The sequence below is a fragment of the Serratia sp. CY76391 genome (genome assembly GCF_052166695.1).
GTDB lineage: Bacteria > Pseudomonadota > Gammaproteobacteria > Enterobacterales > Enterobacteriaceae > Serratia > Serratia nematodiphila.
Genome location: NZ_JBJNOJ010000001.1, coordinates 51,050 through 72,971, shown reverse-complemented (window position 1 = coordinate 72,971; position 21,922 = coordinate 51,050). Strand labels below are relative to the sequence as shown.

General features: G+C 61.5%; 18 protein-coding genes. 7 read left to right on the top strand and 11 right to left on the bottom strand.

Annotated elements, in window-relative coordinates; translation table 11 throughout:
* Positions 1 to 224 precede the first annotated feature (224 nt).
* Positions 225 to 1,988, top strand: a complete 1,764-nt coding sequence (gene ggt / locus ACJ8PN_RS00375) for a gamma-glutamyltransferase (RefSeq protein WP_351109997.1) — start codon at positions 225 to 227, stop codon at positions 1,986 to 1,988.
* Between the two features lie 53 nt (positions 1,989 to 2,041).
* On the opposite strand, the gene malZ is transcribed toward ggt, so the two are convergent.
* Positions 2,042 to 3,865, bottom strand: coding sequence for a maltodextrin glucosidase (malZ, locus tag ACJ8PN_RS00370; RefSeq protein ID WP_048322325.1), 1,824 nt, complete (start codon positions 3,863 to 3,865; stop codon positions 2,042 to 2,044).
* A gap of 246 nt (positions 3,866 to 4,111) precedes the next feature.
* On the opposite strand from malZ, the gene ACJ8PN_RS00365 reads away from it, so the two are divergent.
* The gene (locus ACJ8PN_RS00365) at positions 4,112 to 5,368 is read left to right on the top strand and encodes a mechanosensitive ion channel family protein (RefSeq protein WP_004940416.1); all 1,257 of its coding nucleotides are present in this window, start codon (positions 4,112 to 4,114) and stop codon (positions 5,366 to 5,368) included.
* A 132-nt stretch (positions 5,369 to 5,500) separates the two neighbouring features.
* On the top strand, positions 5,501 to 5,764 hold the full coding sequence (locus ACJ8PN_RS00360) for a hypothetical protein (protein ID WP_171453409.1): 264 nt from the start codon (positions 5,501 to 5,503) through the stop codon (positions 5,762 to 5,764).
* A gap of 32 nt (positions 5,765 to 5,796) precedes the next feature.
* On the opposite strand, the gene proY is transcribed toward ACJ8PN_RS00360, so the two are convergent.
* The 5 genes from proY to phoB all read right to left on the bottom strand — a co-directional run bounded on the left by proY (position 5,797) and on the right by phoB (position 12,088).
* A complete protein-coding gene (gene proY, locus ACJ8PN_RS00355) occupies positions 5,797 to 7,203 on the bottom strand; it encodes a proline-specific permease ProY (RefSeq protein ID WP_004940425.1) in 1,407 nt (468 codons plus the stop codon).
* 74 nt (positions 7,204 to 7,277) lie between these two features.
* Positions 7,278 to 8,594, bottom strand: coding sequence for a branched-chain amino acid transport system II carrier protein (brnQ, locus tag ACJ8PN_RS00350; RefSeq protein WP_442534465.1), 1,317 nt, complete (start codon positions 8,592 to 8,594; stop codon positions 7,278 to 7,280).
* Between the two features lie 486 nt (positions 8,595 to 9,080).
* On the bottom strand, positions 9,081 to 10,043 hold the full coding sequence (locus tag ACJ8PN_RS00345) for a PstS family phosphate ABC transporter substrate-binding protein (protein ID WP_171453408.1): 963 nt from the start codon (positions 10,041 to 10,043) through the stop codon (positions 9,081 to 9,083).
* Positions 10,044 to 10,057: 14 nt separating this feature from the next.
* Positions 10,058 to 11,374, bottom strand: a complete 1,317-nt coding sequence (gene phoR, locus ACJ8PN_RS00340; RefSeq protein ID WP_004940434.1) for a phosphate regulon sensor histidine kinase PhoR — start codon at positions 11,372 to 11,374, stop codon at positions 10,058 to 10,060.
* A gap of 24 nt (positions 11,375 to 11,398) precedes the next feature.
* Positions 11,399 to 12,088 carry a phosphate response regulator transcription factor PhoB gene (phoB, locus tag ACJ8PN_RS00335; protein WP_004940438.1) on the bottom strand — a complete coding sequence of 230 codons (690 nt, stop codon included), beginning with the start codon at positions 12,086 to 12,088 and terminating at the stop codon, positions 11,399 to 11,401.
* A gap of 215 nt (positions 12,089 to 12,303) precedes the next feature.
* Here phoB and sbcD point away from each other — a divergent pair, with 215 nt between their 5' ends.
* The 3 genes from sbcD to licT all read left to right on the top strand — a co-directional run bounded on the left by sbcD (position 12,304) and on the right by licT (position 17,864).
* Entirely contained in the window at positions 12,304 to 13,536 is a 1,233-nt protein-coding gene (gene sbcD / locus ACJ8PN_RS00330; protein ID WP_442534464.1) for an exonuclease subunit SbcD, read from the top strand.
* On the top strand, positions 13,533 to 16,784 hold the full coding sequence (sbcC, locus tag ACJ8PN_RS00325; RefSeq protein WP_442534463.1) for an exonuclease subunit SbcC: 3,252 nt from the start codon (positions 13,533 to 13,535) through the stop codon (positions 16,782 to 16,784). The genes sbcD and sbcC overlap by 4 nt, the downstream gene beginning before the upstream one ends.
* A gap of 231 nt (positions 16,785 to 17,015) precedes the next feature.
* Positions 17,016 to 17,864: a BglG family transcription antiterminator LicT gene (licT, locus tag ACJ8PN_RS00320; protein WP_004940446.1), complete on the top strand. Its 849-nt coding sequence runs from the start codon at positions 17,016 to 17,018 to the stop codon at positions 17,862 to 17,864.
* Here licT and ACJ8PN_RS00315 read toward each other — a convergent pair.
* From ACJ8PN_RS00315 to mak, 3 genes are all read right to left on the bottom strand, one after another.
* On the bottom strand, positions 17,861 to 18,247 hold the full coding sequence (locus ACJ8PN_RS00315; protein ID WP_442534462.1) for a type II toxin-antitoxin system VapC family toxin: 387 nt from the start codon (positions 18,245 to 18,247) through the stop codon (positions 17,861 to 17,863). The two genes, licT and ACJ8PN_RS00315, sit on opposite strands and share 4 nt — an antisense overlap.
* A complete protein-coding gene (locus ACJ8PN_RS00310; RefSeq protein ID WP_004940455.1) occupies positions 18,244 to 18,477 on the bottom strand; it encodes a type II toxin-antitoxin system Phd/YefM family antitoxin in 234 nt (77 codons plus the stop codon). The genes ACJ8PN_RS00315 and ACJ8PN_RS00310 overlap by 4 nt, the downstream gene beginning before the upstream one ends.
* 102 nt (positions 18,478 to 18,579) lie before the next feature.
* Positions 18,580 to 19,494: a fructokinase gene (gene mak / locus ACJ8PN_RS00305; protein WP_171455027.1), complete on the bottom strand. Its 915-nt coding sequence runs from the start codon at positions 19,492 to 19,494 to the stop codon at positions 18,580 to 18,582.
* A 217-nt stretch (positions 19,495 to 19,711) separates the two neighbouring features.
* Here mak and rdgC point away from each other — a divergent pair, with 217 nt between their 5' ends.
* Positions 19,712 to 20,623 (top strand): recombination-associated protein RdgC, encoded by a 912-nt coding sequence (gene rdgC, locus ACJ8PN_RS00300; protein WP_004940461.1) that lies wholly within the window; start codon positions 19,712 to 19,714, stop codon positions 20,621 to 20,623.
* Positions 20,624 to 20,688: 65 nt separating this feature from the next.
* On the opposite strand, the gene ppnP is transcribed toward rdgC, so the two are convergent.
* Both ppnP and ACJ8PN_RS00290 read right to left on the bottom strand, forming a co-directional pair.
* Positions 20,689 to 20,979, bottom strand: coding sequence for a pyrimidine/purine nucleoside phosphorylase (gene ppnP / locus ACJ8PN_RS00295; protein WP_004940463.1), 291 nt, complete (start codon positions 20,977 to 20,979; stop codon positions 20,689 to 20,691).
* A gap of 151 nt (positions 20,980 to 21,130) precedes the next feature.
* On the bottom strand, positions 21,131 to 21,922 hold the full coding sequence (locus ACJ8PN_RS00290; RefSeq protein WP_442534461.1) for an energy transducer TonB: 792 nt from the start codon (positions 21,920 to 21,922) through the stop codon (positions 21,131 to 21,133).

Sequence of the window (21,922 nt, the reverse complement as noted above, 5' to 3'; positions counted from 1 at the left end):
TAGTGAATCAACCGGCCCCCGCGGCCGGTTTTTTTATGCTCCATTTTGGGGCAGCCCGCCCGCCTTCAGTGCTTTATTTCCCTGTTTCCGCTCACATTTCCTACCCTGTCCACCGCGCGTACGCCCATCTGCGGCTACTATCAATAACGCTGGCTCGCGCTTTGCAAGCGAACAACGGCAAGCAAAACACAACACAATAAAAAACTGACAGGGTAGGAATAACTATGTTTTTACAGAAATGGAGCAAACCCCTGACCATGGCGGCGCTGCTGGTCAGCGGCAGCCTGTATGCGGCATCCAACCCGGCGGTGGAAGCCAAAAACGGCATGGTGGTCACCTCGCAGCACCTGGCCTCGCAGGTCGGGGTGGATATCCTGAAAATGGGCGGCAACGCCATCGACGCCGCCGTGGCGGTCGGCTATGCGCAGGCGGTGGTTAACCCCTGCTGCGGCAACATCGGCGGCGGCGGCTTTATGACCGTCCACCTGGCGGACGGCACCGATACCTTCATCAACTTCCGCGAAACCGCGCCGGCGGCGGCCAGCGCCAACATGTATCTGGACGCCGACGGCAAGGTGAAGAAAGACGCCAGCCTGTATGGCTATCTGGCGGCGGGCGTGCCGGGCACCGTGCTGGGGATGGAAACCGCGCGCGAGAAGTACGGCAAACTGAGCCGCGAACAGGTGCTGGCGCCGGCGATCAAGCTGGCGCGCGAAGGTTTTGTGCTGACCCGCGCCGACACCGATATCCTCGACACCACCATCGCACGCTTCAAGCAGGATCCCGAATCGGCCAAAATCTTCCTGCGCCCGGACGGCAGCCCGCTGCAGCCGGGGGATAAACTGGTGCAAACCGATCTGGCCAACACGCTGGAGGCCATCGCCAAAGGCGGAACCGACGCCTTCTATAAAGGCAAGATCCCGCAGGCGGTGGAGGCGGCGGCCAAACAGGGCGGCGGCATTTTGACGGCGGCCGACTTCGCTAACTATAAAGTCACCGAAACCCCGCCGATCACCTGCAGCTATCGCGGCTACAAGTTCGTGTCGGCGCCGCCTCCCAGTTCCGGCGGCGTGACGCTGTGCGAAATCCTCAACGTGGTGGAAGGCTATGATCTGAAGAGCATGGGCTTCAACTCGGCGGCGGCCATTCACACCATGACCGAAGCGATGCGCCATGCCTACATGGATCGCAACACCTACCTGGGCGACCCGGAATTCATCAAGAACCCGATCGACCGGCTGGTGAGCAAGAGCTACGCCGAGCAGATCCGCAAGAAAATCGTCACGGACAAGGCCACGCCGTCGGAAAACGTGCAGCCCGGCATGGAGCCGCATGAGAAGCCGGAAACCACCCACTATTCGATCGTCGATCACGACGGCAACGCGGTCTCCACCACCTATACCGTCAACGGCCGCTTCGGCGCCGTGGTGATCGCACCGGGCACCGGCTTCTTCCTCAATGACGAGATGGACGACTTTACGGTGAAAGTAGGCGAGAAAAACCTGTACGGGCTGGTGCAGGGCACCGCCAACAGCATTGCCCCCGGTAAGCGCCCACTATCGTCAATGAGCCCGACGCTGGTGACCAAGGACAACAAGATATTTATGGTGCTGGGCTCGCCGGGCGGTTCGCGCATCATCACCATCACCCTGCAGACCGCGTTGAACGTGATCGACCACGGCATGGCGCCGCAGGAAGCGGTGGACGCACCGCGTATCCATCACCAATGGTTGCCGGATGAGGTGTACTACGAACAGCGCGGCGTTTCCGCCGATACGCTGAAGCTGCTGAACGGTATGGGCTACAAGATGGTCGAGCAAACGCCGTGGGGCGCCGCCGAACTGATTCTGGTCGGTTTGCCGGGCGCGGCGGGCGTCAGCCCGGCCAACTCCGGCAACGATTCGGCAGTTTCCGGTAAAGTGCGTGAAGGCTACCTGTACGGCGCCAACGACGTGCGCCGTCCGGCAGGCTCCGCGGTCGGTTACTGATGTAAATACCCACTCACCTTAATCGCGGGGGCGTTTCTGCCCCCGCACTCCCTTTAGCCCTCGCAGCGCCATACGGTGGCCGACTCTTCCGCCAACTGCAGCCGCAACCCGCCCGCCGTTTCGCTCAACTCTCCCCGCCCTTCCACACGCCGCCACGGGCCGCGCGCCAACAGCGGGTTATGCGGCAGCTGCGCCTGGCCGCTGCCGTCGCGCTGCAGCGCCACCAACACCTGCTCCTGCTGATACAGGCGCACGAACACCAGCGTTTCGCCGCTGGCGTACAGCACCTGACAGCCGCCGCGACGCAGCGCCAGGCTCTGTTTACGCAGCGCCGCCATGCGCTGGAACAGCGCCAGCAGCGGCCGGTCCCAGTCGCCGACGTCCCACGGGAACGGCTTGCGGCAGAACGGATCGTTGCCGCCGTCCAACCCAATCTCATCGCCATAATAGAGGCAAGGCACACCGATCCAGCTCAGCAGCCACACCGCCGCCATCTGCATGCGCGCCGCGTTCCCCTGCAACAGCGTGAGGAAACGCGCGGTATCGTGGCTGTCCAGCTGATTGAACTGGATCAGCTGGCGGCTGTGCGGCAGCCCGGCGCGGTAACCGTCCATCCACTGCGCGCACCCGGCGGCGTCCAGCCGCACCGGGTGGTAGGCCACGTCCAGCCCCGCCAAAAACGCCCGCACCGGCAGCGCGAATCCCATGTAGTTCATCGCCGCATCCTCCACGCCGGCGTGCAGCCAGCGGCGCGCGTCGCCGAAGTGCTCGCCCAAGACATAGGCCTGCGGATTCTCCTGCTTCACCGCCTGATAGATGCCCGCCAGGTGGCGCAGATTGCCGGTGGCGCCGCCGTTCTCCCCCAGCATATGCACCACGTCCAGCCGCCAGCCGTCGATGCTGTACGGCGGGCGCAGCCAGTGACGCACCACGCTGCCTTCGCCCTGATAAATCGCTTCCGCCACCTGCGGCTCGGCGAAGTTGAGCTTCGGCAGGCTGGCGTTGCCCTTCCAATCGAGCGCGCGGCCGTCCGGGTAGAAGTTGAACCAGCCGCGATACGGCGAATCGGGGTGGTGACAGGCGCCGTTTTCGCCCTGACGATGGCGGTCAAACCACGGGTGCGAATCGCCGGTGTGGTTGAAGACCCCGTCCAGCACCAGTTTCATGCCCACCTTGTGAGTGCTTACTCGCAAACGCTGCAGCGCCGCGTTGCCGCCGAAGTGCGGATCGACCTGGTAATAGTCCTCGGTATCGTACTTATGCACGCTCGGCGCGGTAAAAATCGGGTTCAGGTACAGCGCCGTCACGCCCAGCTGCTGCAGGTACGGCAGTTTGCCGCTGATGCCGTCCAGATCGCCGCCGTAAAAGGTCGAGGCGGCGTGGCGATCCTCCAACGGGTGCTGCCAGTCGCGCCGAATTACCTCGGCGCCGGCTGCATGATGGCGATAACTGCCGCTCTGGATGCCGTGCTCGCCGCCGCTGCTGGCGAAGCGATCGGGGAAAATCTGGTAGAACAGCTGATCCGCCACCCACTCGGGGCCATTGTCAGGATCGTCGACGGCGAACTGCGCCAGCTGGCCCGGCGGCGTTGGCGACCAGCCCTGCGGGCCGAACCACTGTTGGCGATCGGCCCACAGCAGCTTGAAGCAGTATCGCCGCGTCGGCTCGCCCTCATTCAGCGTCAGGCTGGCCTGGTAGCGCCGCATCCCCTCGTGGCGCTGCGCTTTCATCACCAGCAGCCACTCTTCGTTGTCCGGTTCGGCGCGCAAAAATACCCGTTCAGGCAGTTCATCCCCTTGTAACCACAGCGTGATATCCAAACGTTGCCCTTGTTTTACCACAAAAGGCGGGACCGGTTGATGCCAGGCGTTAAGCATACTGTTCTCCTGCTGTACCAAACGAAATCGACGGCGTTCTTCAAGAAACGAACAATGCCACGTTAAGTGCAACTCCCCCTCCTCTCTGGCCGCAAAACCCGGGGATGAGCCGGGGGGCGGAGACCGAAAAATAGCGCTAACTTGATGTAAAAAAAGGTAAACAGGTACAAATCCTGCACGTTACCCCTTAGGCTAACGCGTTTTAAGTTTACAGGATATTTTTTGCGCATTTTTTAAGGAGCGGTAATGCAACAACAGATAACGCGCTGGCTGGAACAGTTTGGTTTGGAATTCGGCGGAGTGATGTCGCTGTTGATGGTATTGGGGTTGATTGTTCTGATCTCGGTAGCGATCCACCTGGTGCTGCACCGGGTGGTGTTGGCTGCTCTTCAGCGCCGTGGCCAGCAATCGCAGCGCGTCTGGCAACAGGCCATCACCCAATACAAACTGTTCCAGCGCGTGGCACTGCTGCTGCAAGGGGTGATCATCAGCATCCAGGCGACGCTGTGGCTGCAGAGCGGCAGCCAGACCCAGGCGGTGATCGTCACCGCCGCGCAGGTGTGGATCCTCGCCTTCACCCTGCTGTCGCTGTTCTCGCTGCTGGATACGCTGCTGGCGCTGCTGCGCCAAAGCCCGATTTCCAATCAGCTGCCGCTGCGCGGCATTTTCCAGGGCCTGAAACTGGTGGCGGCGATCCTGATCGGCATCATGATCGTCTCATTGCTGATGGGCAAATCGCCGCTGCTGCTGCTCAGCGGCCTGGGCGCCATGACCGCGGTCTTGATGTTGGTGTTCAAGGATCCGATCCTCGGGCTGGTGGCCGGCATTCAGCTCTCCGCCAACGATATGCTCAAGATCGGCGACTGGCTGGAAATGCCGAAATACGGCGCCGACGGCGCAGTCACCGACATCGGCCTGACCACGGTCAAAGTGCGCAACTGGGACAACACCGTCACCACCATCCCCACCTACGCGCTGATCTCCGACTCATTCAAGAACTGGCGTTCGATGTCGGAATCCGGCGGGCGCCGCATCAAGCGCAGCTTGAATATCGACACCGGCAGCGTGCACTTCCTGTCGGAAGAGGAACAGCGCCGCCTGCAGCGCAACCCGCTGCTGCACAGCTATCTGAATAACAAAACCCAGGAGCTGAGCCAGCACAACCAGGAGATCGCCGTCGATCTGGCCTCGCCGCTCAACGGCCGCCGTCTCACCAACCTCGGCACGCTGCGCGCCTATCTGGAAGCCTACCTGCGCGCTCACCCGCGCATTCACCAAAACATGACGCTGATGGTGCGCCAGCTGGCGCCGACGCCGGAGGGCCTGCCGCTGGAAATCTACGCCTTCACCAACACCACGGTCTGGGCGGAGTACGAAAGCATTCAGGCGGATATTTTCGACCATATCCTGGCGGTGATCGACGAGTTCGGCCTGCGCGTGCATCAGACGCCGACCGGCAACGACCTGCGCGGCATGCTGCGACAAAGCGCGAACGCTTCCTGACGTCGGCTGACGTAACTGTGTCTGCTGGTAATTATTCGCTTTCAATTGCCAGCAGATATCTCCATCCCCTTCTTTTCCCCGGCGAAAACGGCGTTAATGCGCCATCACCTTCACCACCGAGAGGGAAAGCCCTTGCTGAAACGGTTACGTCATCGGCTGTTCACCCTGATGGCCACGCTGCTGTTTATCGGCTGCCTGCACAGCGCATCGCTGGATGAAAGCCGCATGCCCCGCAATCTGCAACCTTCGCTGAGCGCCCTTAGCAGCAACCTGCAGGACATTCGCGAAGTGCTGGCACGCTGCGCCGGCGAGGAAGAGGAGGAACGCCTGAACGACGGCGGTATGCGCATCGAAGCGCGCACCGCCGGGGATGAGGAAGTGGAAGATAAACGCTAAAAAAACACCGGCCTCAGCCGGTGTTTTTCCATTTAGTCTTGCTGCGTCGCCAGCAGCGCGCGTTTTTTCTGGCGGTTGACCTTGAACCAATACCCCGCCAGCAGCAACACCACCCAGACCAGGCCGGCGTACAGCGAGACGCGCGTGGTCGGGAAATAGCCGATCAGGCCGATGATGAATACCAGGAATACGATCGCCACCACCGAGGTGAACACCCCGCCGCGCAGCGGGAACGCCAGCTGCTTCACCTGCTCTTTGCTCAGGCTGCGGCGGAAGGCGATTTGGGAGAACAGGATCATGATCCACACCCACACGGTGGCGAAGGTCGCCAGGGAGGCGATCACCAGGAATACGCTCTCCGGCATGATGTAATTGAGGTACACCGCCAGCAGCAGCGCCAGCATCATCACCACCACCGTCACCCAGGGAATGCCGCGTTTCGACACCTTGCTGAACATCTTCGGCGCATGGCCCTGCTCGGCCATGCCATGCAGCATGCGGCCGACGCCGAACACGTCGCTGTTGATCGCCGACAGCGAAGCGGTGATCACCACGAAGTTGAGGATGCCTGCCGCCACGGTGATGCCCATATGCTGGAAGGTCAGCACAAACGGGCTGCCGTTGGTGCCCACCTGGTTCCACGGGTAGATCGACATGATGACAAACAGCGTACCGACGTAGAACACCAGAATGCGCCACGGCACCGAGTTGATGGCTTTAGGAATCGATTTTTTCGGATCCTTGGCTTCGCCGGCGGTGATGCCGATGATTTCAATGCCGCCGTAAGCGAACATCACCAGCTGCAGCGACAGGATCATGCCGATAACGCCGTTGCTGAAGAAGCCGCCGTTCGACCACAGGTTATGAATGCCGGTCGGTTGTCCGCCGTTGCCGATACCCCAGATGATGATGCCGATGCCGGCCGCGATCATGATGATGATGGTGGCGACCTTGAAGAACGAGAACCAGAACTCCAGCTCGCCGAATACCTTGACGCTCATCAGGTTGATGGCACCAATGATCAGCACCACGCTCAGCACCCAGATCCAGTGCGGCACTTCCGGGAACCAGACGCCCATATAGATGCCGAAGGCGGTCACGTCGGCGATGGCGACGATCAGAATTTCAAAGCAGTAAGTCCAGCCGGTGATGTAACCCGCCATCGGGCCGAGGTAGTCCTGCGCGTAGCGGGAAAATGAGCTGGCTTGCGGGTTATTGACCGACATCTCCCCCAGTGCGCGCATGATGATGAAGGCCACGATGCCGCCGATCAGGTAAGCCAGCAGCACGCTCGGGCCGGCCATTTTGATGGCGTCCGCCGAGCCGTAGAACAACCCGGTGCCGATGGCCGATCCCAGCGCCATAAAGCGAATATGGCGCGTACTGAGGCCGCGTTTCAGCTTATTGTCGGAGGCGGTGGTGGGTGACTGTTGTTGCATGAAGATGACCCATAGTTTTAAACGTAAAAAAGCCACGGACATGTCCGTGGCCCTGAATTAAGCCGGGGGGATTATCAGTGCGCGGTCACTTGGGAACGCGTGCACACCCGATCATAAATCGCGACCAGCGCCAGCATCAGCAGCGAAGGCGGCAACCATGCCAACCCCTGCTCCGCCAGCGGCAGATGAGTGGTCCAGGCCGGCAGCAGCTGCTGGAAACTGGACGCTTTCACCGCGTCAAGAATACCAAACAACAGGCTGACAAGCATCACCGGCGCGATGATACGCGGCGCACTGTGCCACCAACGCAGGGTGAAGCTCAGCACCACCAGCACGATGCACGGCGGGTAAATCGCGGTCAGCACCGGAATGGAGATCTGGATCAGGTGGCTCAGGCCGAGGTTGGACACCACCATCGAGAACAGGCCCAGGATAAACACCAGCGTCTTGTAAGAGAACGGCAGGTATTGCGCGAAGAACTCGGCGCAGGCGCAGGTCAGGCCCACCGCGGTCACCATACAGGCGATGAAGATCAGCGCCGCCAGGAAGAAGCTGCCGAGGCCGCCGAAGGTGTTCTGAACGTAAGCGTGCAGGATCACCGCGCCGTTAGTGGCGTCAGGCACCAGCGCGCCGCTGCCGGAACCCAGCTTGAACAGGCTCAGATAAACCAGCGTCAGGCCCACGCCGGCGATCAAACCGGCCAGAATGGTGTAACGGGTCAACAGACCGGCGTCTTTCACGCCGCGCGAGCGCGCCGCGTTGACGATAACGATGCCGAATACCAGCGCGCCCAGCGTATCCATGGTCAGATAGCCGTTAACGAAGCCGGAGGAGAAAGGCACGCTCTGATAAGCCGTCGTCGCCGGAATCGGCGCGCCGGCAGGCCACAGCAGCGCGGCGATGCCCAGTACGGCCAGCGAGACGATCTTCAGCGGCGCCAGCACATGGCCGACGGTATCGAGCAGGCGGCCCGGATACAGAGAGATGCCGATCACCAGCGCGAAGTACACCAGGCTGTAGATGAACAGCGGCATGGCGCCGTCGCCGGTCAGCGGGGCGATGCCCACCTCAAAGGACACGGTGGCGGTGCGCGGCGTGGCGAACAGCGGGCCGACGGCCAGGTAGCAGACGGTCGCCAGCAGCAGGCCGGCGCCGCGGCCGATCGGCGAACTGAGGGCGTCGATGCCGCCGCCGACGCGCGCCAGCGCGATGACGGTGATGACCGGCAGGCCCACGGCGGTGATCAGGAAGCCGAGCGCCGCAGTCCAGACGTGTTCACCGGACTGCAAGCCGACCATCGGCGGGAAAATGATGTTCCCGGCCCCAACGAATAAGGCAAAGGTCATGAAGCCCAATGCCAGGATATCTTTTGACGTTAAACGATGACTCATACGATGTCGTGTTGCCTGTTCAAATGAAAAAAATTGTCCGATAGCGTGGTGGCGAAACGCCCCACCCGGTTGCCGGCATGCCCGATCGTCGCCGCGCCAAATAAGCACCCTAAACGCAGTCGATCCGGCGTTTATGTCCCTATTCGAAAGTGGCCGCTCATGAAGATGGGCAAAATTTTAGGAGTTATAAAAATGGAGGTTTAATCCGACAACGCAGGCTAAGGTAAACGTTTATAGCGCTTCAAGGCAAGACGCACGGCGAAAAGCAGAGCTATCGACCATATAAACTTTAGCCACCAGTCGATCATATTGGCTATCAATAAATATACACTACATGATTTGTATCATTTTTGAACAATGAATTCACGAAACGTGAAGCATATATCACTTTACCGCGCGAAAACGCCAATAAATGCCCGGTTTTCGCGTGGTATAAGCTCCGTTTTGCCGTGAAAAAAAGGCGAAAATTACGCCGCTTTTTGTCGCTTATTGCACCGTAGCCGGCGCGAGCGGTGGCAACCCGAGCGCCTGGCGGGTCTTCTGCAGGGCGGCCGGCGGCAGTGGCAGATAGCCGTCGTGATTGACCAGGCTTTGCCCTGGTGTCGACAGCACGCGATCGAGAAACGCGGCGGTCAGCGGCTCCAGCGGTTGATGGGGGGCTTTATTGATGTAGATATACAGATAGCGCGACAGCGGGTAGCGATCGTTGCGCACGTTGGCGGCGGTAGGCGCGACATAGTCTTCTCCCGACTCCGCCAGCGGCAGCAGCCGCACGCCGCTGGCGCGAAAACCGATGCTGGCGTAGCCGATGCCGTTGAGCGAACCGGCCACCGCCTGCACCACCGAGGCCGAACCGGGCAGCTCATTGACGCGCGGCATGAAATCGCCGCCGCACAGCGCGCGCAGTTTGAAATAGCCGTAGGTGCCGGACGCCGAGTTGCGGCCGAAGCGTTGGAGCGAGCGCGTCGCCCAGTCGCCGCGCAGCCCCAGCTCGCCCCAGCGCGTCAGCGGCTGGCTTTCGCCGCAGCGCCGGGTGGCGGAGAAAATACGGTCGAGCTGCTGCAGGTTGAGGCCGCGCAGCGGATTGTCCTGATGCACCAATACCACCAGCGCATCCACCGCTACCGGCACCGCCAGCGGCGCATAGCCGTAACGGTGTTCGAATGCCGAGATCTCGGCCGCCTTCATCGGCCGGCTCATCGGGCCCAGCTGCGCGGCGCCCGCGGCCAACGCGGTCGGCGCGGTCGAGGAGCCGGCGGCCTGGATCTGCAGGTTGACGTTGGGATAATGCTGGCTGAAATCCTGCGCCCACAGCGCCATCAGATTCGCCAGCGTGTCGGAACCGACGCTGGACAGGTTGCCCGCCAACATGCCGTCAGGCTGCGCCAGCGCGCCGCGTCCGGCCAGCAGCGCCAGGCAAAGCAACAGCCCTCGGGTGATTCGGGTCATACCGGTGTCTCGCGTTAATTTTTCACCGCATTCTCTGATAAAGCGGCGGGAACAATCAACCGATTGGGCAAGGTAAAGATAAAGCGGGTGCCGATCCCCGGTTCGCTGAGGATCTCCAGCCGCGCGTCGTGATGGCTGAGCGCGTGCTTGACAATCGCCAGCCCCAGCCCGCTGCCGCCGGTCTGGCGCGAGCGGGCCTTGTCGACGCGGTAGAAACGCTCGGTCAGGCGCGGCAGGTGTTCGGCGGCGATGCCCGGCCCGTTGTCGCTGACCTGGAACTGCGCGCCGTGCGCCGTCTGTTGCCAGCTCACTTCGATATGGGTGCCCTTCGGCGTGTGGTTGACCGCATTGTACACCAGGTTAGACACCGCGCTGCGCAACTGGTCTTCATTGCCGAACACGTTGAGCTGTTCGTTCACCCGGAAGGTGATCTCATGATTGCCACCGCTCAGCGATTGCGCCTCACGCTGCAACACCCGCAGCATCAGCGGAATATCCACCCGCTCGTTCATGTCGACATTGGGCGCCGCCTCGATGCGCGACAACGTCAGCAGCTGCTTGACCAGCCCGTCCATCCGGCGGGTCTGCTCTTGCATGGTGCTCAGCGCCTTGCTGCGCAGCGAGCCATCCTGCTCTTCGTCGCCCATCATCTCCAGATAGCCCTGCAGCACTGTCAGCGGCGTACGCAGCTCATGGCTGACGTTGGCGAAGAAGTTGCGCCGCGCGCCCTCCAACTGACGCATCTGGGTGACGTCGCGCGCCACCATCAGCAATTGCCCTTCGGAATACGGCATCACGCGGAATTCGACGTAGTGTTCGTTGTTCAGCTGCAGCGTCAGCGGGCGCGAAAACTCCTGCTGTTGCAGATAGTGGCTGAATTCCGGATAACGCAGCAGGTTAAGGATGTGCTGGCCGTTGTCTTCCGGCCAGCGAAAGCCGAGCAGATGCTGCGCCAGCCCGTTGCACCAGAAGATATTGCCTTCGACGGTGGTCATCACCACCGCGTCAGGCAGCGATTCGGCCCCGCTGCGAAAGCGCTTGATCAGCAGCGCCAGCTCGCGCCGGCGGCGGCGGTTGCGCTGCTGCATCTGATACAGGCCATAGAACAGCGGCTCCCAGCTCCAGCGGCCGGGCGGCGGCGTCATGCTGCGGTCGATCCACAGCCAATGGGAGAGTTTGAGCTGGTTGTAGAAATTCCACACCAGCGCAGCCAGCGCAGAGGCCAGCAGGAACCAGGGCAGATAACCGAAAATCAGCCCCAGCAGTAAGGCGGGCAGACAGAAAAGAGCCAGCTCCAAAGCCAGCCTCTTCCACGACAGACGTTCTAACACGGCATATTCTCCAGCGCGGCGCGATCAGTAGCGCGTTGAGAACCGGTAGCCGGTGCCCCGAACGGTTTGAACCATTTTATCATGCCCACTGGTTTCTAACGCCTTGCGGAGCCGACGGATATGCACGTCAACGGTACGGTCTTCCACATAAACGTTAGTGCCCCAGACGTGATTAAGCAACTGCTCGCGGCTATAAACCCGCTCCGGGTGGGTCATAAAGAAGTGCAGCAGCTTGAACTCGGTCGGCCCCATGTCCAGCGCCTGATCGTTCGCCATTACGCGGTGGGAGGACGGATCCAGGCTTAGCCCTTGCATTTCAATCACTTCTTCCACCGCCATCGGCGAAATGCGGCGCATGACCGCTTTGATGCGCGCCACCAGCTCCTTGGGCGAGAACGGCTTGGTGATGTAATCATCCGCCCCCACTTCCAGGCCGCGCACCCGGTCTTCTTCTTCGCCGCGCGCGGTCAGCATCATCACCGGGATATCGCGGGTCAGCGCTTCGCGCTTCATATGTTTGATAAACTGAATGCCGGAACCACCGGGCAACATCCAGTCAAGCAACACCAAATCAGGGAACGGCTCAGACAGACGCGTCACGGCGCTGTCATAATCTTCGGCTTCCAACGGTTGGTAACCATTCTGTTCCAACACAAAGCACACCATCTCACGGATCGGCGCTTCGTCTTCCACCACCAGTATGCGTCTTGCCATCGTCAATCCTGCCAATGTGTTAGCGACTTTTCGGGCGCCATTATGCGTCAGTTTTGTGACACTTTTATGAAAAAAACCGGCTGTTATAGGCAGTAAGCATAGCGATTATTTCCCGCAGTAACGAAAAATCATCCGGTTGTCATCATCATTGCGCCGGGACAGCCGCCGCCGCGGCCTTTATAATCATCGCCATTATCTTTACATCCGGGAGTGTCATGCGCCTGATCCACACCTCTGACTGGCACCTTGGCCAGTACTTTTTCACCAAAAGCCGCGCCGCCGAGCACCAGGCTTTTCTGAACTGGCTGATCGAACAGGTAGATCAGCAGCAGGTGGATGCGCTGATCGTCGCCGGAGATCTGTTCGATACCGGCTCGCCGCCCAGCTATGCCCGCGAGCTGTACAACCGCTTCGTGGTGGAACTGCAGCGCACCGGCTGCCAACTGGTGGTGCTGGGCGGCAACCACGATTCGGTCGCGACGCTGAACGAATCGCGTGAACTGCTTTCCTGCCTGAACACCACGGTGATCGCCAGCGCGCAGGGCGCCCCGGAACAGCAGATCGTGGTGCTTAACCAACGCGACGGCCAGCCGGGCGCGGTGCTGTGCGCCATCCCGTTCCTGCGGCCGCGCGATCTGCTCACTAGCCGCGCCGGCGAATCCGGCGCGCAGAAACAGCAGGCGCTGCAGGAAGCCATCGCCGAACATTATCAAGCGCTGTATCAGGCGGCCTGCGAGCGCCGCGACCAGTTGGGCCTGCCACTGCCGATCGTCGCCACCGGCCACCTGACCACCGTCGGCGTTACCACCTCCGACTCGGTGCGCGACATCTATATCGGCACCCTCGACGCCTTCCCGGCGCAGGCCTTCCCCCCCGCCGACTATATCGCGCTGGGCCACATTCACCGCGCGCAGAACGTCGCCAAATCGGAGCATATTCGCTATAGCGGCTCGCCGATCCCGCTGAGCTTCGATGAGCTGGGCAAAGCCAAAAGCGTCTTCCTGGTGGATTTCGCCGACGGCGCTTTACAACGGGTAGCAACGTTAACGATCCCGCAGTTTCAGCCCATGCAACTGATCAAAGGCGATCTGGCCGAGATCGAACGGCAGCTGCGGCAATTTGCCGATTATGCCGGCGAGCTGCCGGTGTGGCTGGATATCGAAGTGGCGACGCAGGACTACCTCAGCGATATCCAGCGCCGCATCCAGCTGATGGCGGATGCGTTGCCGGTGGAAGTGGTGCTGCTGCGGCGCAGTAAAGAACAGCGCCGCCAGGCGATCGCGCAGCAGGATAAGGAAACGCTCAACGAGCTGAGCGTCAACGAGGTGTTCGAACGGCGCCTGGCGCAGGAGGCCGACATGCCCGAAGCGCGCCAACGGCGGATGCATCAACTGTTCCGCCAGGTGGTCGAGGCGGTGCAGCACACCCCTGAAGAGAGCAACCCATGAAAATCCTCAGCCTGCGGTTAAAAAACCTCAACTCGCTGCAGGGCGAATGGAAGATTGACTTCACCGCCGAGCCGTTCGCCAGCAACGGCCTGTTCGCCATTACCGGCCCGACCGGTGCGGGCAAAACTACCCTGCTGGACGCCATCTGCCTGGCGCTGTACCACCAGACGCCGCGCCTCAACGTCACGCCGAGCCAGAATGAACTGATGACCCGCCACACCGCCGAATCGCTGGCGGAGGTCGAGTTCGAGGTCAAGGGCATCGGCTATCGCGCCTTCTGGAGCCAGCGCCGCGCCAAAAACGCGCCAGACGGCAATCTGCAGGCGCCGAAGGTCGAACTGGCACGCCGCGAGGACGGCAAGATCCTGGCGGACAAGGTGCGCGACAAGCTGGAGCTTACCGCCGCCATCACCGGGCTGGACTTTGGCCGCTTCACCAAATCGATGATGCTGTCTCAGGGGCAGTTCGCCGCCTTCCTCAACGCCGACGCCAACGATCGCGCCGAGCTGCTGGAAGAGCTGACCGGCACCGAAATCTACGGGCGGTTGTCCGAACAGGTGTTCGAGTCGCACAAGCAGGCCAAAACCGACCTGGATGCGTTGCACCAACGCGCCAGCGGCATCGAACTGCTGAACGACGAGCAGCGCCAGTCTCTGACCGAACAGCTGACGGCGCTGAGCGCGCAGGAAATCGCTCTCGGCGAACAAACCCAGCGACAGCAACAGGCGCTGAGCTGGCTGCAGCAATGGCAACGCCTCCGGCAACAGCAAAGCGAGGGGCAATTGCGGCTGGACACCGCCCAGCGCGAGCAGGCGGAGGCCGCCCCGCAGCTGCAGCGGCTGGCGCTCAGCGAGCCGGCCGAGAAATTGCGGCCGCTGCGCGGTGAACGCGATCGCTGCCGCGCCGAGCTGCAGACGATACAACAGCAGGCAGCCCAGCTGACGCAACAGCAGGAACAGCAGTCGGCGCAGTTGACCCCGCTGCAGCAGGCGGTGGAGAAAACCCGCCAGGCGCAGCAAGCGCATGCCGAACACATGCGGCAACAGCAACAGCTGATCGACGAGCAGGTCGCCCCGCTCGACCATCAAATAGCCCAACTGCTATCGACCCAGGCCGAGCGGCGACAGGCCGGCGATGCCGCCGCGCAGCAGTGCGCCCAGCAGCAGACCGCGCTGGAGCAGCTCACCGCTCAGCGCAGCCAACTGACGACGCAGAGCGCACAGTTTCAGCAGCAGTTGAATGCGCTGAGTGAAGCGCTGGCCGCTCAACAGCAACAGCAGCAGGCGCTGGAGGCGCAAACGCCGCAGGCCCCGCTGCGCCAGCGCCTGGGCGTCCTGGCGGATCTGCGCCCGACGCGCCAGCAGCTGTTTACTCTATCCTCTTTATCGCAGCAAATCGTTAAACGGCTGGAACAACAGCGGCAAGAGCTAAACAGCGGTCAACATGAACTTACCCAGTTGGAACCACAGCTAGAACTCATCCGTCAGCGATTTAAGCAGCAGAAAGCCCACCAGGCCGATGTTGAAAAAACCTATGTGCTGGAACAACGGATCGTGGGTCTGGAGGCCGAGCGCGCCCGTTTGCAACCCGGCGCCCCCTGCCCGCTGTGCGGCTCATGCGAGCACCCGGCGGTAGAACAATACCAAGAGGTAAAACTGTCAGAAACCGCGCAACGTCTGGAGCAAATGAAAGTCCAGACCGAAGCATTGCAAAAACAAGGCGTCGAGCTGCGAGCTCGTTACGACAACCTGCAACAGCAGTTGCAGCGTCAGCAGCAAACCATCGCGCAGGATGAACAGCAGCTGGCTACCCAACAGCAGCAGTGGCAGCAGCTCAGCGCGCCGCTGGCGTTCGACTTTACGCTGGCGGATGGCGAGCAACTCAGCGCCTGGCTGAACGGCTGCGACGACGAAGAACGGCGCGGGCAACAGGCGCTGCAGCAGCATGAACAGGCGGCGCAGGCGGTACAGCAGGCGAAGGATGCGCTCATCGCTCTGCAAACGCAGCAGCAGCAGGCGCAGCAACAGCTGGCGTTGCTCGAAGAACGCTTTACGCTGCTGCAGAAAGCCCACGCCGACAGCCTGCAACAGCAGCAAGAGCTGCAACAACGCTGGCAAGAAGGCGAGAAGACCCTCGCTGAACGACGTGCGCAGCGGCTGGTGCTGTTCGGCGAACAGCAGGTCGCCGAGGTGCGCGAACAGCTGCGCGCCAAACAAACCGCCTGTGAACAGGCCAGTTTGCAGGCCGCCGAGCACTGGCAAAAGGCGCAGGAACTGCGCGAGCGCCTGGCCGGCCAGCAGGCCGGGCTGCAACAACAACACACCCAGATGCAGGAGCGGCTGCAGCAGGCGCAGCAGCAGTGGCAGCAGGCGCTGGCCGACAGCGAATTCGCCGATGAAACCGCCTTCGCCGCCGCGCTGCTGGACGACGCCCTGCGCCGCGAATTGCAGCAGCGCAAAGAACAGCTGCAACAGCGGCAGGTGGAGGCCGCCGCCCTGCTGACACAGGCGACGCAAACGCTGGAACAGCACCGGCAGAACCGCCCTGAAGGGCTGGATGAAGCCAACGCGGATCTCAACGCGCTCACCCAATCGCTGGCCGAGCTGGCACAGCAGTTGAAGGCGCTGCAGCTGCGCCAGGGCGAACTGCGCAACCAGCTGGCAAGCGACGCCGAACGCCGTCTCAATCAGCAGGCGCTGTTCGAGCAGATCGCCCGCAGCCAGCAAGACTACGATGACTGGAGCTACCTCAACCAACTGATCGGCTCAAAAGAAGGCGACAAGTTCCGCCGCTTCGCTCAGGGGCTGACGCTCGATCATCTGGTTTACCTGGCCAACAATCAGCTCGGCCGTCTGCACGGGCGCTACCTGCTGCAGCGCAAGACCAGCGATGCGCTGGAGCTGCAGGTGGTGGACACCTGGCAGGCGGATGCGCTGCGCGATACCCGCACCCTGTCCGGCGGCGAGAGCTTCCTGGTCAGCCTGGCGCTGGCGCTGGCGTTGTCCGATCTGGTCAGCCACAAAACCAGCATCGACTCGCTGTTCCTCGACGAAGGTTTCGGCACGCTGGATGCCGAAACCCTCGATACCGCGCTGGACGCGCTGGACAGTCTGAACGCCTCCGGCAAAACCATTGGCGTGATCAGTCACGTCGAGGCGATGAAAGAGCGTATTCCGGTGCAGATCAAAGTGAAAAAGGTCAACGGGCTTGGCGTCAGCCGGCTAGAGGCGCACTTCAGGCTGGAATGATCCCGCCGCGCACGGCGCAGAAGTGTGACCGCGGCGGCACTCCGCAGTGAAAAGCGTTGAGCCGCGGCGAGCACGGGTTATTATGCAGGCATAACAGGATTGTTACTGTATCCCCTTCGCCGCTCAGGCCGCAGGACAGAAACATAAAATACAGGCAAAACCTGACGCCCGGGATCGCTTCCGGGCGTCAGGTTTTTTCGTTTTCAGGATGCTGAAACACCGGGAAAAACCATGAAAATCGCTAAAATACTCAATAATAACGTGGTGATTACGCTGGACGACCGTCAGGAAGAGACGGTGGTGATGGGAAAAGGAATCGGCTTTAAAAAGAAGCCCGGCGATACGCTGGACGAAAGCCTGATCGAAAAGGTGTTCACCCATAACGGCGGTGAAATCGCCGAGCGCTATAAAGAGCTGCTCGCCGAGATCCCATTGGCCTGCGTCACCACTGCCGACAGGATCATTACCCTCGCCCGCGAACGCCTGCCGGGCAAGTTGCATAACATCGTCTACATCACGCTCACCGATCACATCCATTTCGCCCTGCAGCGCCATGCGCAAGGGCTGGATATCAAAAATGCGCTGCTGTGGGAGATTAAAAAGCTCTACCCGGCCGAATTCGCCGTCGGGCTGGAGGCGCTGGCTCTGATCGCCCAGCGGCTGGATACCGCGCTGCCGGAAGACGAAGCCGGATTTATTGCCCTGCACCTGGTCAACGCCCAGCTTAACGACGAGATGCACAACACGCTGCACATTACCCGCGTGATGCAAGAGATCCTCAACCTGGTCAAATACCATTTCCGCTTTGATTACAATGAGGAATCCCTGAGCTACCACCGGTTCGTCACCCATTTGAAATTTTTCGCCCAGCGCCTGCTGGGGAAAAACTATGTCGACAGCGACGACGACTCGCTGTATCAGGTGGTGAAAGAGAAGTACCGCGAGTCATTCGCCTGCGCCGGCAAGATCAACCGCCACATCGAAAAGCACTATCAACACCAGCTCACCACGGAAGAGATGATGTTCCTGACCATTCATATCGAACGGGTGCGCAGCGAAAGCGAGGAAAAGCCGGTTTAACGGCGGGCGTCCGCCACCCGCACGCCGTACTGCGGAAACACCGCGTCGGCGGAAATCAGCGTCAGCCCCTCGGCCTGCGCCTGCGCGATCAGCATGCGATCGAAAGGATCCTGATGATGGGGCGGCAGCTGCCCGGCCTGTTGGCAATGAAAGGCGTCCATCGGTAGCGACAGAAAATCTTCGGCCTCGATGATCGCAAAGATGTCTTCCGGCAGCACCAGCTTGCCCAGCGCCTGCTTAATCGAGATCTCCCAAATGCTGGCCGCGCTGACGTACACTGCATTGCCCGGATCGGCGATCTGCCTTTTGGCGTTCGCGCCCAGGCAGGCGTCATCGATCAGCCACCACAGCAACGCGTGGGTATCCAGCAGCAGGCGCTTCATTCATCGCCCTCAAACAGCGCCGCAATGGCAGCATCCCCGGCGTTGAAATCCGCCGGCACGGTGAACCTGCCCTTGGCGGCGCCAGGGCGGCGCGCTTCCCCCTTGATGGCGACCAGCTGTACGTACGGCTTCCCTGCTTTTGCAATAATCACGGTTTCTCCCTCCGCGGCTCTGTCCGCCAGCTGGCTCAGATTGGATTTGGCTTCGTGCATATTGGCCTGAATCGGCATACGCGTCCTCCTTAGCTAAGTTAGCTAAAGCATAAAGTGCCGTCCAGTTTTTGTACAGCAAAGGGTTTAAAGCGCGAGCAGCCTCGCGCTTTGTTGCAACGCTTAGCGCTGCTGTTGCGGCCACAGCCAGGCCGCACCGCGCACGCCGCTGGAATCGCCGTGAACCGCCTTGCGGATCGGCGTTTCACACTCGCCGCCGAACACCCAGTCTTTCACCAACTGCGGCACCGTGCGGTACAGACGATCCACGTTGCTCATGCCGCCGCCGAGCACTACCACGTCCGGATCCAGCATGTTGATCACGTGCGCCAGCGATTTCGCCAATCGCATTTCGTAGCGGCCAATCGCCTGCTCCGCCAACGCATCGCCCCGCTCGCTCAGCGCCATGATCTCATGCCCTTGCAGCGCATTGCCGCTCAGGCGCGCATAGTCGGTGGCGAAACCGGTGCCGGAAACAAAGGTTTCGATGCAACCCGGCTTGCCGCAGTAGCACGGCACGTCGCGGGCGTAGCGCAGCTCATCGTCATCCTGCCACGGCAGCGGATTGTGGCCCCATTCGCCGGCGATGCCGTTGCCGCCGGCATGCGCCTGGCCGTTCAGCGCCACGCCGGCGCCGCAGCCGGTGCCGATGATGACCGCAAACACGGTTTTCGCGCCGGCGCCGGCGCCATCGGTGGCTTCCGACACCGCCAGGCAGTTGGCGTCGTTGGCGATGCGCACCTCGCGCGCCAGCAGCGCCGACAGATCCTTATCCAGAGGCTGGCCGTTGAGCCACACCGAGTTGGCGTTCTTTACTCGCCCGGTAAACGGCGACAGCGTGCCGGGAATGCCGATCCCGACCGATCCTCGTTCGCCGGTATGATCCTCCGCCAGTTTCACCAGCCCGGCGATCGCCGCCAGGGTTTGCCGGTAGTCATGGCGCGGCGTGGCGATGCGATGGCGAAACAGCTCCCGCCCGTCATTCGCCAACGCGATCACTTCAATTTTCGTTCCACCCAAGTCGATGCCAATGCGCACGTATTTTTTCTCCTCGATGCCGCGCAGCGTTGTCACAGCCTAATGTAAGCGCGCGAATGAATCACCTGTTTCCCATTCTCCGTCCCGTCCTTTCCCGATGCGCAAAGCGACGCAATTCGGAGAGAATGGGGCGATTTTTCAGCGTCAATTCGTTATCATGCCGCCCTGCTTTTGACGAATCAGCGTGCCGAACGCACGCCCAGCCAGGGATAACATTATGCTGTGGTTTAAGAATTTGATGGTTTACCGTTTGAGCCGCGAAGTGGCGTTAAACGCGGATGAAATGGAAAAACAACTCAGCGCGTTCGCCTTCACGCCGTGCGGCAGCCAGGACATGGCGAAGACCGGCTGGGTCTCCCCGATGGGCTCGCACAGCGATGCGCTGACGCACGCGGTCAACGGCCAGATCGTCATCTGCGCGCGCAAGGAAGAGAAAATCCTGCCGTCGCCGGTGATCAAGCAAGAGCTGCAGGCCAAGATTGAGCGCCTGGAAGCGGAGCAACACCGCAAACTGAAGAAAACCGAGAAGGACGCGCTGAAGGATGAAGTGCTGCACAGCCTGCTGCCGCGCGCGTTCAGCCGCTTCAACCAGACCTTCATGTGGATAGACACCGTCAACGACCTGATCATGGTCGACGCCGCCAGCGCCAAACGCGCCGAAGACACGCTGGCGCTGCTGCGCAAGAGCCTCGGCTCGCTGCCGGTGGTGCCGCTGACCATGGAAAGCCCGATCGAACTGACGCTGACCGAATGGGTGCGTTCCGGTGAGATGCCGGCCGGCTTCGCCATTCAGGATGAAGCGGAACTGAAAGCGATTCTGGAAGAAGGCGGCGTGATCCGCTGCAAGAAACAGAATCTGATCAGCGACGAAATCGCGGTGCACATCGAAGCCGGCAAGCTGGTGACCAAGCTGGCGGTGGATTGGCAGGAGCGCATCCAGCTGATGCTGTCGGACGACGGTTCGCTCAAGCGCCTGAAGTTCGCCGACACGCTGCGCGAGCAGAACGACGATATCGATCGCGATGACTTCGCCCAGCGCTTTGACGCCGACTTTATCCTAATGACCAGCGAGCTGGCGGCGTTGATCAAAAACACCATCGAAGCGCTCGGCGGCGAAGCCCAGCGTTAATCCCGCCTCAGAAACGACCAGGGCCCAGCCTTCGCTGAGCCCTGCGTTCCCCTAACGAGCAACGTTTATTTGCTCAGGTAGCGGCACAGATAAGCGGTGGCGTCGGCCACCTGCAGGTTGAACTCGCTGTGCCCCGGCACGAAGAACTTCTCGCCCGGCGTAAACACTTGCCAGTCCGGCGCCCCCGGCAGCAGCACTTTCAGCGCTCCGGTGATCACCGTCATTTCTTCCGGCTGCGCGGTGGAGAAGGTGTATTCGCCCTCTTCCATCACACCCACGCTGGTAAGACCGATGCTGCTACTGTCAAAACCGATAGACTTCACTTTTCCGGCAAAATACTCATTCACTTTCAGCATAGACTGGCACCCGCGTAATCATCTTGATGGAAAATCCATATTGGGGGATTGCAGTTGATCTGTCACTGGTTTTTCGCGCGAAATGCGATCACGGCGCAGAGGCAAAGGTTTCCGTGCGCCACGCTCAGGCCATCGCCATGAAACAACCGCGTCAAAAACCCGCACCGCGCAAACTGAAATCGATCGGCAGCGTCAATTCCACCGTGCCGTTGACGTAGGCGTCCGACGGCGGCGTGGGCAGCGGCGAAGCGCGTTTGACCAGCGCCTGGATTTCACGATCCAGCGACGGCAGCCCGGCGCTGCTGACCAGCGTCACCGCCAGCACGTGGCCCTGTCTGTCCAACGTGAAACGCACCTGCCCGACGCCCTGGCGCTTCAGCCGCAGTGCGTCTTTGGGGTAACGCTTAAAGCGATTCAGGCGGCCGCTGATGCGGCTGCGCCAGTTGTCCTCCCCCGCCTGAGCATAGGGCGTCAGGCGGGTTTGCGGCGCGGCCGTTTTATCCGCGCGCCCCGGCGGCGGCGCGCCGACGCTTTGTTCCTGAACCTTCGGCGGCGCGATGATTCTCTCGTGCGGCGGCGTGCGGGGCAGGTTGTTTTTCTTCACCGGCTTAGGCGGTTTTTTCTGTTTCGGCGGCACGGCGATGTTCGGCTGCGCGGCGTCAGGCACTTTCACTAGCGGCAACGGCTCCGGTGGCGCCGGCGGTTCAACCTGAGGCGGCGGCGTCCTTTGTCCCGGCGGTTGTTTCGCCTCGGCCGGGGCCTGCGGCGCGGCGGCCATCAGCACCATCACCGCCGGCGGCGGCACCCACGGCGGCTCGGCCTTGTCTCGCCAGGGCCAAAGCAGCGCGGCAACCAGCAGATGCAGCGCCAGCACCAACACCAGACAACGGCGCCAGGGCATGGTGGCACCGGGCGCGGCGAAAGGCAGCGGCGAAACCGACAT